The sequence below is a fragment of the Saccharomonospora sp. NPDC046836 genome (assembly GCF_040645195.1).
GTDB lineage: Bacteria > Actinomycetota > Actinomycetes > Mycobacteriales > Pseudonocardiaceae > Prauserella_A.
Map to the genome: position 1 here is coordinate 129,142 of NZ_JBEYXW010000013.1, position 12,276 is coordinate 141,417.

The following is a 12,276-nucleotide window of genomic DNA, read 5'->3' on the forward strand; positions in this document are numbered from 1 at the left end:
GTCATTTCCCCTCGAAGGTGGCCTTGCCGGGACCGTTCTCGATGAACGACTGCATGGCGGCCCGCTGGTCCTCCGTCGCCCACAACGCGGTGAAGAGGTTCGTCTCCAGCTTCAGCCCGTTGCGCAGGTCCATGTCCAGCCCACCGTCGATGGCAGCCTTCGCGGCCTTGAGTGCGACAGCAGGCCCGTTCACGAACTGGGCGGCCCATTCGCGTGCGGCGGCGTACACGTCGTCCGGCGCGACGACCTCGTCCACGAGGCCCATCGCGAGCGCCTCGTCCGCCAGGACGAAACGTCCGGTGTAGATGAGATCCTTCGCCTTGCTCGGGCCGATCAGCCGGGTGAGCCGCTGGGTACCGCCACCGCCCGGGATGACGCCGAGCTGGATCTCCGGCTGGCCGACCTTGACGTTGTCACCGGCGATGCGCCGGTCGGCGGTCAGCGCGAGCTCGAGCCCGCCGCCGAGCGCGTACCCGGTGATCGCGGCGACCGTCGGCTTGGGCAGCTCGGCCACCACCAGCAGCGAGGCCTGCAGCGCCGCCCCGAACGAGGACATCTCGACGTAGGACTTTGCGGCCATCTCCTTGATGTCCGCGCCGCCCGCGAAGGTCTTCTGGCCGCCGTAGAGGATCACGGCGCGGACGTCGGCCCGATCGGCCGCCTCCGTTGCGGCCTCCCGCAGCTCAGCCTGCACCTGGTTGTTCAGCGCGTTGACCGGCGGCCGGTCCAGCCGGATCGTGCCGATGCCTGCCTCGACCTCGAGACGTACGAACTCGCCCACGCCATCCTCCCTTTCCCTTTTACCGCAGCTCCGCGGGTCGCAAGGTTACCGGCGCCGGGCGAAGAAGCGATCACCCGAACGCTGCAGAATCAGGTCCTGGCCGAAGGTTGCGGACAGGTTCTCGCTCGTGAGCACGTCATCCAGCAGCCCCGCGGCCACTGCGCGTCCCTCCGCCAGCAGCAGCGCGTGGGTGAAGCCAGGCGGAATCTCCTCGACGTGGTGGGTGACGAGGACCATCGCGGGTGCGTCCGGATCCAACGCGAGCGTCGACAACCGCGCAACCAGGTCTTCCCTGCCGCCGAGGTCGAGGCCGGCGGCGGGCTCGTCGAGCAGCAACAGTTCCGGGTCGGTCATCAGCGACCGGGCGATCAGCGTGCGCTTGCGCTCGCCTTCCGACAGCGTTCCGTACAACCGCGTCGCGAGGTGGCCGATCCCCATGGCGGCCAGCAACTCGTCGGCCCGGTCGGTGTCGAGTGTGTCGTAACTCTCACGCCAGCGGCCCAGCACGGCATAGCCGGCACTGACCACGACGTCGCGCACCTTCTCCTCCGCGGGGACGCGCCCGTTGATGGCTGCGGACGTGAAGCCGATGCGCGTACGCAGCTCGAACACGCTGACCCGGCCGAGCCGCTCGCCGAGCACGTGCACGGCTCCACTGGTGGGATGCATCTCGGCCGCGGCCAGCTTGAGCAGCGTCGTCTTGCCGGCACCGTTCGGGCCGAGCACCACCCAGCGTTCGTCGAGTTCCACCGCCCAGTCAAGATCGGTGAGCAGTTTGTTGCCACCCCGCCGCACCTCGACGCCGGACAGCTGGATCACGAGATCGTCAAGGTTCTCCTGCACCGAATTCACGGAGGTCATTGTCACCGACTCACCTCCGCCGCGGTTGCCTGGCCCCTCACGGAAGCACCACCTTGCCGAGCTCGGCAGGCGTGGCCAGCAGCCCGTGCCGCGGGAGCACGCGAACCGTGTAGCCGAGGGCGCCCGCATGTGGCAGTCGCAGGGTGGTCTCGAACACGCCACGGGCGCTCGGCGGCATGGACACGGTGACCGCGTCGTGCAGGTCGTCGGTGTCCCCCACCTTGCCGACCACAGCCTGAACCTCCACATCGGACTCGCTGAGCCCTGCGAGCTCGACGCCGGCCCGCACCCGCACGTCCGTGCCGACGACGAGCGAGTCGGCGCCCTCGACGATCAGCTCGGTGTCGCGCACCCGCACCCGCGGCCAGGCGATGTCCAGCCTCGTCCGGTACTCGGCCAGTGACCGCGAACCCGCATAGCCGTCCGCGCTCGCCAGCGCGACCATCGTCGCGGCAGGCAGGTAGCACGACTCGACGTACTCGCGCACCATGCGCGAGGCCTGCACCCGCGGGCCGAGTGTGCGCAGCGTGTGCCAGATCATCGACATCCAGCCCTGGGGCACCCCGCCGGCATCGCGGTCGTAGAACAGCGGCGCGATCTGCTGGCCGAGCAGGTCGTACAGCGCGGCGGCCTCCAGATCGTCACGCAGCAACGGATCGGTCACACCGTCGGCGGTCGGGATGGCCCAGCCGTTGCTGCCGTCGTAGTACTCGTCCCACCAGCCGTCGCGGATGGACAGATTGAGGCAGCCGTTCAGCGCGGCCTTCATCCCGGACGTGCCACACGCCTCCAACGGCCGGGTCGGGTTGTTGAGCCAGACGTCACAGCCGCGGTAGAGGTAGCGCGCCATGGACATCCCGTAGTCCGGAAGGAACACGATCCGCTCACGCACCGCGGGGTCGTCGACAAAGCGCACGATCTGCTGGATGAGCGCCTTGCCGCCCTCGTCGGCAGGATGCGACTTGCCCGCGACGACGATCTGGATGGGATGGTCCTCGTCGAGCAGCAGCGCCCGCAACCGCTCCGGATCGCGCAGCATCAGCGTGAGCCGCTTGTAGGTGGGCACCCGCCGGGCGAAACCCACCGTCAGCACGTCCGGATCGAAGATCCGCTCGGTCCAGCCCAGCTCCAGCGCCGAAGCACCACGCTGCAACCAGGCGTCGCGCGCACGCCTGCGCACCTCCGCCACCAGGTTCGTGCGCAGCTCGCGGCGCAACGCCCACAGCTGCTCGTCGGTGACGTTCGGATCGATGCCCGAACCATCGCCGTCGTGGCCCCACTCCTCGTCGCTGCCGCCCAGCAGCGCGCTCATCTCCCTGGCCACCCAGGTCGGGCCGTGGACGCCGTTGGTGACCGAGCGGATCGGCACCTCGGCGTCGTCGAACCCCGGCCACAGCTTCGCGAACATGCGCCGCGACACCCGCCCATGCAGTGCGGAGACACCGTTGGCGCGCTGCGCGAGCCGCAGCCCCATGTGCGCCATGTTGAACATGCCGGGGTTGTCCTCCGCGCCGAGCGCGAGCACCCGGCGCGGATCGACGTTCGGCAGCAGCCTGCCGTCGCCGAAGTAGTGCTGCACGAGGTCGACGGGGAACCGGTCGATCCCGGCCGACACGGGAGTGTGGGTGGTGAACACGGTGCCCGCGCGCACCGCCGACAGTGCCTCGTCGAAGGTCAGGCTGCCGGCGCCCAGTATCTCGCGCATCCGTTCCAGACCAAGGAAACCGGCGTGGCCCTCATTGGTATGGAACACCGTGGGCTGTGGGTGCCCGGTCAGCTCGCAGTACCGGCGGACGGCCCGCATGCCGCCGATGCCGGCGAGGATCTCCTGCCGGATGCGGTGGTCGGCATCGCCGCCGTAGAGCCGGTCGGTCACCCCGCGCAGGTCGTCGTCGTTGCCCTCGACGTCGGTGTCGAGCAGCAGCAGCGGCACCCTGCCGACGCTCGCCTTCCAGATCTGCGCCCGCAGCTCGCGACGACCCGGCATCGCCACGTGCACCAGCACCGGTTCACCCGATGGCTCGGTCAGCAGCTCGAGTGGCAGCCCGCTCGGGTCGATCACCGGGTAGTGCTCGACCTGCCAGCCGTCCAGCGACAGCGACTGGCGGAAATACCCGGCGCGGTAGAGGGGCCCGACGCCGATCATGGGGACGCCGAGGTCGGAAGCCGCCTTGAGGTGGTCGCCGGCGAGCACGCCGAGCCCGCCGGAGTAGTTCGGCAACGCCTCGTGGACCCCGAACTCCAGCGAGAAGTACGCGATCGCCTCGGGCACGCGCTCCTCATCGCCGTTGTCCGCCGCCAGCCGCTGGTACCAGCGCGGTTCGGTCACGTAGCGCTGGAGATCCTCGATCGCCGCTCGCGTGCTGGCGAGGAAGCCGGCGTCGGCGGCGAGTTCGTCCAGGCGCGCGGCCGGGATGACCGTGAGCATCCGGAGCGGGTCACGAATGCGCCGGAACAGCGCGTTGTCCATGGACGCGAACAGGTCGCGGGTCGGTGGGTGCCATGTCCAGCGCAGGTTGGTCGCCAGCGCCGTCAGGCCCGACAGCTGATCCGGCACGCGTGCGTGCACCGTGAACCGGCGGACTGCTCTCATGCTTTGCGACCATAGCGAGTTGCCCGGTTCGGCGATTCCGTACGTGTGCGTTGACGCCACTCAGTAAGGTGCCGTTTCATGAACCACTCAGGGGGACGAACTGCCCGGCGCAGGGCCGTGCTGGCCGGCGTTACCGTCGCCGCATTGCTGGTGAGCGCCTGTGGCACGGAGACGCAGGGGCAGTTGCAGACCGCGGGCGACATCGCGGGCCTGCCCGTCACCCACTTCGAGAGCGGCCTCAAGCGGAACGCGCCGACCCCACGGCTGAACGTCCGCAACGCCGGCTCCAGCCAGGAGGACCGGCTCGCGATCGCCGCCATCGCCGACGTCAGCGACTACTGGGCCGAGGAGCTGCCCGCCGATTTCGGGCAGGAGTTCGAGCCGGTGAAGTCGCTGCTGTCCTACGACCCGAACGGTCGCGAGATCGAGGTGTGCGGCTCCAGCACAGCCGAGGTCCCGATGAACGCCTTCTACTGCCCGTCCGAGGACCTCGTCGCCTGGGATCGCGGCATTCTCCTGCCGCTGCTGAAGGACCGGTTCGGCCCGATGGCGATCGTCACGGTGCTGGGGCACGAGTTCGGGCACGCGATCCAGTTCCGGCTCGGCGACAAGGCCGGCGTGGACGAGTCGACCTCGACGATCGTGAAGGAGCAGCAGGCGGACTGCTTCACCGGCTCCTACTTCCGCTGGATCGCCGAGAACAAGAGCAAGTACTTCACCGTCTCCACCTCCGAAGGCCTGAACCAGGTGCTCGCGTCGATGTACTTCATCCGCGACGAGCCGGGCCAGTCGGCGGAGGAACAGGGCGCACACGGGACGGCCTTCGACCGGACCTACGCGTTCCAGCTCGGCTTCGAGCAGGGCGCAAAGGAATGCGCCGCGATCAACCAGGCCAACGTCGACGCGCGGATCACCGAGCAGCCGTTCGACTCCCGCGACCAGGGCGAGGGGGACGTCCCGATCAACGAGGAGACCGTCGGCCTCCTACAGCAGAGCCTCGACGAGGCCTTCGCGGGTGCCAACGTGGAGAGCCCGCAGATCGTGAGCAACGGTGGTAGCTGCGACAGCGGCGTCTCGACCCCGCCGGCGTCCTACTGCACCGACGACAACACCGTGAACATCGACATGGACACGCTGGCCGAGATCGGGCAGCCGGTCGACCGGCAGGCCGAGTTCGAGGGCACCGAGTCCGCGGGCGGGCTCGGCGACTTCGCGGCCTTCGCCGAGATCGCCTCCCGCTACGTGCAGGGCATCCAGAAGGGTGTCGGCGCCTCGCTGGACAACGCCAACGCCGGCCTGCGCACCTCGTGCCTCGTGGGTGCATGGGCGGGCGCGATCAGCACTCCGGGCAGCGGCAACGTGCTGCTGCTCTCGCCTGGCGACCTCGACGAGGCGATCGCCGAGCTGCTGCAGCCGCGCAGCCTCCTGGCGGCCGACATCAACGGGCAACGAGTGGCGAACGGTTTCGCGCGGGTGGAGTCCCTGCGCCTCGGCTACTTCGAAGGCTCTTCCGCCTGCACCCAGAACTACGGCTGAGTTGCCCGGCGACGCGGTGAGCCTTCACCGCGTCGCCGGGCAGCCGTCAGAACAGCGCGCTGGCGAGGTCCCGGCGTGCCTTGATGACCCGCTCGTCGGCGGGGTCGAACAGGTCGAACAGGCTCACCAGGTGCTCACGGACCCGGTTGCGGTCCTCACCGCTCGTGCGCCGCACGGCTGCGATCAACCGCGCGAACCCGTTCTCGATCGCCTGCTGCGCGACCTCGAGATCAGCGGCCGCCAGCTGTGCGTCGAGGTCGTCGGGATCCGCCTCGGCCCTGGCCACCGCCGACGGGTCGGCCTCGCTCGCCCGCGCGGCGAACTTGACCTGCACCAGCGCGGCCTTCGCCAGCTCGTTACCCGGCTCGGAGTCCAGGATTCGCTGGTAGGCCGCCTGCGCGGCGGCGAAGTCGCCACGGTCGAAGGCTTCCTCCGCCTCGGTGAACCGCAGGTCCTCCGGCTCCTCGACCGGCCCGCCCGCTGCCTCCTCGGCCGCACGGATACCGGGCAGCTTGTCGCGCAGAGCGTCGAGCAGCTGCGTCAGCCACTGCCGGATCTGCGGCTCCGGCAGTGCACCGGAGAAGGCGTCCACCGGCTGCCCGCCGGCGATCGCGACGACCGTCGGGATGGACTGCACCCCGAACAGCTGGGAAATGCGCGGGTTGGCGTCCACGTCGACCTTGGCGAGCACCCACGAACCGTTGCCCTCGGCGGCGAGCCGTTCCAGCACCGGGCTCAGCTGCTTACACGGACCGCACCAGTCGGCCCACAGGTCCACGACGACGAGGGTCTCCAGCGACCGGTCCACGACCTCCGCCTGGAAGGTCGCCTCGGTGACGTCGATGACCGCGGCTCCGGCTCCCGCGGGCGGCGCGTCCCCGGCGGGCCGTGAAGGAGCCTGGCCCTGCTGCCGTGCCGCATCGGCGCGAGCTTTGAGCCCGGACAGGTCGACCGCCCCGGAAAGTGCGGCGGACACCGCTGGTGAGTTGGCTGCTGTTCCACGTGGGTGTGTCACGGTTCCATCCTGGCACGGACGCTCGGCTACTTCATCGCTGGTGGGACCGTACCTCGCCTCGGGTTCAGTCGTGGGACCGCTCGTCGAGCATTCCCACGAGGGCCGAGGCGATGAGGGCGACAGCCCGATCATCGTCGTGGGCCAGTTGCCGCAGGACGCCCTGCGCGACCGTCCCTGGCATCTCGACGAGTGCCTGGGTCAGGCGTATCCGCACCGCGGAGTCCGCAGTGTGTGCGGCGAGCTCGTCGACCAGCGCACTCATGATCCGGTCCACGCACCCGGGGTCCACCGACAATGCTCCGAGGACCTCTGCCGCCTCGACGTCGTTCGTGCCCTCGACCACCATGCCGACAAGTGTCGGCACCGCTGCGGTCGCGCCACGCCTACCCGACGCCAGAGCAGCATGTCTGCGCACCGTCACGTCCGAGTCCCCGAGCGCGTCCGCGAGCACCGCGGTCGCCTCGTCGCCGGGCAGCTCGGCGATCGCCAGGACCGCGCGCCGCCGGACGTCGACGTTCTCCGAACGCATGCCGGACGCCACACTCGCCACACCGTCACCGCCCGCCCGCGCGAGGGCCCACCGCAAGGCGCCTGCGACATTCGGATCGGATTCGGCGAGGACCGCCCCAGCCAGCAGTTCGGTGGGAACCGGCACGTCCTCGGCGGGCGCCAGAACGGTCTGCTGTCGGCGCGCGGCACCGGGCGAGTTGAGCCCGTGCAGGAGCTCGACGATGCGCAGGACGCCCTGCCAACCGGAGGGCGCCGAGGCATCGACCGTACGGAGTCGCTCGAGTAGCTCCTGCTCCCACCTCAGTCGGTCTTCGGTCCGTCGAATGAGGTCGCCGACCAATCCGGACGGCGTGAAGGCGGGATCCTCCAGAGCGCGTCCGATCTGTCGCAGCGACAATCCCAGGGACCGCAGACTCTCCACGTGGAAGATCCGGCGAATGTCCTCAGCGGAGTACTCACGGTAGCCGCCGACGGTGCGGCCTGTTGGCCGCACCAGCCCGAGGGAGTCGTAGTGCCTGAGCATCCGGGTACTCACCCCCGAGCGGCGGGCCACCTCGCCGATCAGCACGCTGTTTCCCTGCCCCGTTCCGAGCCGAGCGCGACGATCCGCTTCGCCTCGTCGACGGCTGGGTCGAAACCGGCATCCGGGTCGCGTAGGAGCCGCTCGGTGGCGCGGACATGCGCACGCACCATCGGGTCGTCACTCGCCAATCCCTTCTGCAGGGCCGGCTCGATCACGTCTCCCAGTGCGACGAGTGCTCGGCTGAGGCTCAGTTGGACGTTCCGGTCGCCGCGACCGAGCTGTGCGGCCAGCTCCGCGGCCAGCTTTTTCTGTTCCCCGGCCGGCACGAGGACGACGGCAGCACGCCACGCGCTCCGCGCGACCTCGTCGTCGGTGTCGTGCAGCAGCGACCGCGTGATCGCGGGCCACGCATTTCCGTCCCCGATCTTGGACAGCGTGTGCAACGCCTGGCTTCGGGCCTGAGCGCGCTCGGAACGGAGCTCCGCGCGGAGTCTGGGCACCGTGATCTCCGACGGGAGGCGGGTCAGCGCCCAGGTGAGCATGTCGCGCACGAAGAAGTCCGGCTCGATCGCGCACCGTGCCACGAGCGCATCGACGAGGCTCGGGTCGGCGTGCCTGCCAACCGCCAGAGCAGCCTGGAGCCGCGTCGACGAGTTTCCGGCGCCCAACGCGTCGAGCAGGCGATTGTCCTGTGAGTTCCTGTGTGTCGAGTTGATCGGGATCACCTCCTGCGACCAGTGAAGACCTTGTCACAGTGTCAACGTCAAGCGTGTGATGTCCCGGGCGAGCGCCATCGGCCTCCCCACGCTGACACGGAACCTGAGCGAGCGAGTCCATACCGACAACGGAGCGCGGCCCGCCGGGCAGGTGTTGCCGGGCGGGCCGCGCGGGTTCGTGGTCGCTCTCGCGGCTACTTGTGCCGTGGGATGGTCAGCTGGCTGACCACGGCACCGTGGTCGGAGTAGAAGACACCCCGGACCATGCCGGCGCATCCGCTGGTCAACGATGCGTGACTGTTCTGTCCGGACATCGCCCTTGGCGAAGATGAGGGTCGTGGTCGCGGTGAACGGATAGTTCATGCCGAAATGATTGCGGCACTTCGACCACTCCGGAGCCCAGTCGGCGGCGGGCAGGGTGTTGAAGTCGCCGCCGATCAGCACGGGATCGGTATTACCCGCCAGCATCGCGGGCAGTTGGCGCTGCACCACGTCGGTGAGTACCTCGGTCTGCTTCCGTTCCGCGTACGCGACATCCTGCGCGGAATGCCGGGGCTGCAGGCCGGAACGGATGGCGGCCGCATTCTCATCGACGAGGTAGCCGTCCCACGGGTCGGTGTAGGGCAGCCAGATGGTGAACAGGTTGACCTGGCGCCCGTTGGGCAGCAACACCCTGGCGCCACCGAAGTTGAAGTCGGTCGTCACGCCACCGCTGGGCTTGGGATAGACCTTCGTAACCGGATAACGGGTGAACAACCACAGGTTGTCGTCCCCGGCGGGACGTGAGGTGATCTGGATGCCGGTATACGTGCCCTTGCCGCTACGGCGGCTGAGGTCTCGCTCGATCTGTTTGCCGGAGCCATAAGTCTCCACCGAGAAGAAGACGTCCGGACGTATCTCGGCTACCTGGTCGAGCAGGTTCTCGAGGTTGTTCGGTGCGAACTCCCGACCACCGTGGTAGATGTTCCAGCTCAGCACCGTGAGCTTCGCGTCTTGACCAGTGCTTACGCGGTGGCGGAGTCCGTCGACTGGTCCATGACGTAGAGGGTGGCACCGCCCGGGTCTCGGTAGGAGGCCAGGAAGCCGCCCGGGATCTCTGCTGGCTCCGCAACCACGGCGAGCGTCTCCGGCCTGGCAGCGTGGAACTTCTCGACGCTGTCGACGATGAACAGCGGCCCGACCGGAGCGTCGGGGTCATTGGCGTCAAGCATCAGCTGGAGCTCGCTGCCGGGTATGGCCAGCGCAACGGTCGAGTCGCCCTCGCGCCACAGCTCCGTGTAGCCGAGTCCGTCGCGATAGAGGGCGAGCGATGCCTTCAGGTCTGAGGTCGGGACGAGCAGGAACTCAAGCTTCATCGGAGCCATCCTCCCGTGTCGTAACTGGACTATGCTGAAGCGTAACGCAATTATGGTGGGGTGCGCGAGTGGATCCCTGTGTCGACCTCTCCGAAGGGCAGACTGGCGCTCGCTGCCGTCAAGAAGTTCGGAGATCGGCCGTTCGACGAGGTCACGGTCGGCGAGCTGGCGGCGGCAGCCGGGGTCACCACGGGTGCGCTCTATCACCATTTCGACAGCAAGCTTGGGCTCTACGCCTTCGTCCGCGAGGACGTCGAGCGACGCCTACTGGATCGGATGGAGGGCGCGACAGCGGCAGCCGGCGAGGGGGCGGATCGCTCCGCGGCAGTGGCAACCGCGCTGCTCGTCGGGTTCGACTTCGCGGTGCGTGAGGGATTCCTCCACATTTTGGGGGCGCCACCCTCGGGTGCGGAACGCGATCGGCTGGCCGACTTGCTCAGTGCCGCCACCGCCCCGGCGCCTGCTGTTCTCGGTCAGGTGCTCGCGGCGGCGTGGCGAGCCGCGCTGGCAGCAGTTGCCACTGGTACGGAGCCGCAGCAGGCCCGGGCTGCACTCGTCGCGCTCCAGTTCCATATCCCGTCGTGACCTCGCGGGTAAGGGTTGCAGGCCACGGGCTGAATGATCAACGGCGAGAGAAATTTCGCCACTATTCAAAAGGGCCATGGCATGCATTCGACGTGACGTTTGATTAGCACTAGAACCGGTGAGCGGCTTTTATTGGCTGGATTTTGCGTCGCTGCGACATCTGCAATTCTGGGAGGTTTTGGGAAACTTCCTCGTGACGGGGGTGGCAGGATTTATCTCGATTGTTTCGTTCCTAAACTATTGGTTGTCGAGAAGAAAATGGAACACCAAAAAGTGAGGCGTGCTTCGTAGTTGGTTAGCCTTGATCCACGATTGTGTCCTGTCCGCGTGTAAGGGCTCAGATGTTAATCTTCAGTTCGGTGGTTGTGACTGAGCGCGACAAGCAGGACTTGATCGCTGCCGCGCAAGCGAGGCAGGACGTGTGTGTTGGCTGCCCACACGTGAGATGCCGCACCGCCTCACTCAGCGCGTCATACGGCTACTCCATCACTGGTGGGACCGTACCTCGGAGCCGCTCCTCCACACGCTCAACCTTCGCCTCCAACTGCCCCTCGTAACCCGGCCGGATATCGGCCTTCAGCACCAGCCCCACCCGCAGGCTGCCTTCACCAGCCGCCGCCACGGCACGCTTGACGACGTCCATCACCTCATCCCACTCACCCTCCACGTTGGTGAACATGGCATTCGTGGAGTTCGGCAAACCAGACTCACGGACGACCCGCACGGCGCGGGCGACCGCCTCGCTCACCCCACCTTCGGAATCGCCTCGCGATGGGCTGACGCTGAACGCGACGATCATGAAAGGCTCCTTGTCCGGGTTGCGCTGGCAGGCCCGTTCGGCCGTGCCGGTACCAAGCTTGCCCAGGGGCGCTGATAACTTCGAGGCCCATGAACCGTCCGTTGCAGTTCGACCCGATCGCCCGCGCGGCGCAACTGTGGGAGGACCGCATCGGGCCCTCCGAAACGATGGCCGCCGTGACCGGGCTGATGCGGGTTCAGCAGATCGTCCAATCCGCCGTCGACGGGGCGCTGAAGCCGCACGGGCTGACGTTCGCCCGCTACGAGGCGCTCGTGCTGCTCACCTTCGCGCGCAGGTCGAGCCTGCCGATGAGGGTGATGGGGGAACGGCTCCAACTGCACCCGACGAGCGTGACCAACATCGTGGACAGGCTCGAGAAGGACGGGCTGGTCAAGCGTGTGCCGCATCCGACGGACCGGCGTACCACGCTCGTGGAGATCACTGAGGACGGCCGCACGCGGCGGGAGCAGGCGACCAAAGCCGTCACAGCGATCGACTTCGGACTGGTGGGATTGACCGAGCGGCAGGTCGATCAGCTGATCGACCTGCTGACGAAGGTGCGGAAGGCCGCAGGCGACTTCGCCGAGTGAACGCCGCTCAGGCGTTCACCGGCTCCTTGCCGACGAACAGCCCGGTACCGCCATGGGCCAGGCGTTCGGGCCCGTCCAGCCTGCCGCGGCGCAGCGCCCACTTCTCGAACACCCAGGTGAACAGCGGCGGGATGCTGGCGAGCAGTGCGACGAAAAGCGTCCCCGGCCGCCAGCCGAGCGGGCGGAACACCGCGAGCGTCACGGCGAGGTAGAGGACGAACATCACGCCGTGCACCATGCCGAACACGGGCACGCCGCCCTCACCCAGCTCGACGACGTACTTCAGGAACATGCCGACGAGCAGCCCGGCCCACGAAAAGGCCTCGGCGACGGCCACCACGCGGAACAAGACGGCAGCCTTGTTCGACAAGGGTTCCTCCTCAGGTGACAAAACCGCCCGAACCAGCGGTCG

The 12,276-nt window shown here is 68.2% G+C and carries 13 protein-coding genes; 3 read left to right on the top strand and 10 right to left on the bottom strand.

Features of this window, described 5'->3' with window-relative positions:
• Position 1: 1 nt before the first annotated feature.
• From ABZ863_RS17125 to glgP, 3 genes are read right to left on the bottom strand one after another with little or no spacing between them, the layout of a single operon-like run.
• Complete coding sequence (locus ABZ863_RS17125; protein ID WP_358536261.1) at positions 2 to 781, bottom strand: enoyl-CoA hydratase-related protein; 780 nt, start codon at positions 779 to 781, stop codon at positions 2 to 4.
• A gap of 45 nt (positions 782 to 826) precedes the next feature.
• Positions 827 to 1,642 (bottom strand): ABC transporter ATP-binding protein, encoded by an 816-nt coding sequence (locus ABZ863_RS17130; RefSeq protein ID WP_358536263.1) that lies wholly within the window; start codon positions 1,640 to 1,642, stop codon positions 827 to 829.
• Positions 1,643 to 1,679: 37 nt separating this feature from the next.
• Positions 1,680 to 4,235 carry an alpha-glucan family phosphorylase gene (gene glgP, locus ABZ863_RS17135; RefSeq protein ID WP_358536265.1) on the bottom strand — a complete coding sequence of 852 codons (2,556 nt, stop codon included), beginning with the start codon at positions 4,233 to 4,235 and terminating at the stop codon, positions 1,680 to 1,682.
• Positions 4,236 to 4,313: 78 nt separating this feature from the next.
• Between glgP and ABZ863_RS17140 the strand changes: the two genes are divergently transcribed.
• Positions 4,314 to 5,771 (top strand): neutral zinc metallopeptidase, encoded by a 1,458-nt coding sequence (locus ABZ863_RS17140; protein WP_358536267.1) that lies wholly within the window; start codon positions 4,314 to 4,316, stop codon positions 5,769 to 5,771.
• 46 nt (positions 5,772 to 5,817) lie between these two features.
• Here ABZ863_RS17140 and ABZ863_RS17145 read toward each other — a convergent pair whose 3' ends face one another.
• From ABZ863_RS17145 to ABZ863_RS17165, 5 genes are all read right to left on the bottom strand, one after another.
• Complete coding sequence (locus ABZ863_RS17145) at positions 5,818 to 6,786, bottom strand: tetratricopeptide repeat protein (protein ID WP_358536269.1); 969 nt, start codon at positions 6,784 to 6,786, stop codon at positions 5,818 to 5,820.
• Between the two features lie 64 nt (positions 6,787 to 6,850).
• Positions 6,851 to 7,864, bottom strand: a complete 1,014-nt coding sequence (locus tag ABZ863_RS17150; protein WP_358536271.1) for a MerR family transcriptional regulator — start codon at positions 7,862 to 7,864, stop codon at positions 6,851 to 6,853.
• Positions 7,858 to 8,544: a HEAT repeat domain-containing protein gene (locus ABZ863_RS17155; protein ID WP_358536273.1), complete on the bottom strand. Its 687-nt coding sequence runs from the start codon at positions 8,542 to 8,544 to the stop codon at positions 7,858 to 7,860. The genes ABZ863_RS17150 and ABZ863_RS17155 overlap by 7 nt, the downstream gene beginning before the upstream one ends.
• A gap of 24 nt (positions 8,545 to 8,568) precedes the next feature.
• Positions 8,569 to 9,513 carry an endonuclease/exonuclease/phosphatase family protein gene (locus ABZ863_RS17160; RefSeq protein ID WP_358536275.1) on the bottom strand — a complete coding sequence of 315 codons (945 nt, stop codon included), beginning with the start codon at positions 9,511 to 9,513 and terminating at the stop codon, positions 8,569 to 8,571.
• 26 nt (positions 9,514 to 9,539) lie between these two features.
• On the bottom strand, positions 9,540 to 9,890 hold the full coding sequence (locus tag ABZ863_RS17165; RefSeq protein WP_358536277.1) for a VOC family protein: 351 nt from the start codon (positions 9,888 to 9,890) through the stop codon (positions 9,540 to 9,542).
• Between the two features lie 78 nt (positions 9,891 to 9,968).
• Between ABZ863_RS17165 and ABZ863_RS17170 the strand changes: the two genes are divergently transcribed.
• On the top strand, positions 9,969 to 10,475 hold the full coding sequence (locus ABZ863_RS17170; protein ID WP_358536279.1) for a TetR family transcriptional regulator: 507 nt from the start codon (positions 9,969 to 9,971) through the stop codon (positions 10,473 to 10,475).
• A gap of 478 nt (positions 10,476 to 10,953) precedes the next feature.
• Here the strand turns inward: ABZ863_RS17170 and ABZ863_RS17175 are convergent, their stop codons facing one another.
• On the bottom strand, positions 10,954 to 11,274 hold the full coding sequence (locus ABZ863_RS17175; protein WP_358536281.1) for a thiamine-binding protein: 321 nt from the start codon (positions 11,272 to 11,274) through the stop codon (positions 10,954 to 10,956).
• Between the two features lie 89 nt (positions 11,275 to 11,363).
• Between ABZ863_RS17175 and ABZ863_RS17180 the strand changes: the two genes are divergently transcribed.
• Positions 11,364 to 11,864, top strand: coding sequence for a MarR family transcriptional regulator (locus ABZ863_RS17180; RefSeq protein ID WP_358536283.1), 501 nt, complete (start codon positions 11,364 to 11,366; stop codon positions 11,862 to 11,864).
• Positions 11,865 to 11,871: 7 nt separating this feature from the next.
• On the opposite strand, the gene ABZ863_RS17185 is transcribed toward ABZ863_RS17180, so the two are convergent.
• Positions 11,872 to 12,234, bottom strand: a complete 363-nt coding sequence (locus tag ABZ863_RS17185; RefSeq protein ID WP_358536285.1) for a DUF3817 domain-containing protein — start codon at positions 12,232 to 12,234, stop codon at positions 11,872 to 11,874.
• Between the last annotated feature and the right edge of the window lie 42 nt (positions 12,235 to 12,276).